Raw genomic sequence first — 243 nt, 5'->3', positions numbered from 1 at the left:
ATGGCGAATGTGGCGAAGTGGTTAACGCACCGGATTGTGGCTCCGGCATTCGTGGGTTCGATTCCCATCATTCGCCCTTCTTTTTTGGGGTATAGCCAAGCGGTAAGGCAAGGGACTTTGACTCCCTCATGCGTTGGTTCGAATCCAGCTACCCCAGTTTTATCACGCCGGCGTGGCGGAATTGGCAGACGCGCTGGACTCAAAATCCAGTGATCTCACGATCGTGCCGGTTCGACCCCGGCC

3 tRNA genes are annotated in these 243 nt (G+C 56.4%); all 3 read left to right on the top strand.

The features are described from left to right. Window positions 1–3 precede the first annotated feature (3 nt). The 3 genes from DVW83_RS14995 to DVW83_RS15030 all read left to right on the top strand — a co-directional run bounded on the left by DVW83_RS14995 (window position 4) and on the right by DVW83_RS15030 (window position 243). A tRNA-His gene (locus DVW83_RS14995) sits at window positions 4–76 on the top strand. Window positions 77–85: 9 nt separating this feature from the next. Beyond that, window positions 86–157: transfer RNA gene (locus DVW83_RS14990), tRNA-Gln, on the top strand. Between the two features lie 17 nt (window positions 158–174). Beyond that, window positions 175–243: transfer RNA gene (locus DVW83_RS15030), tRNA-Leu, on the top strand.

The sequence above is a fragment of the Enterococcus sp. VV15 genome, from assembly GCF_005236045.1.
In the GTDB taxonomy this organism is placed as follows: Bacteria; Bacillota; Bacilli; order Lactobacillales; family Enterococcaceae; genus Enterococcus_B; species Enterococcus_B durans.
Note: the sequence above shows the minus strand (reverse complement) of the source record. Positions and strands in the feature narration are given on the sequence as shown.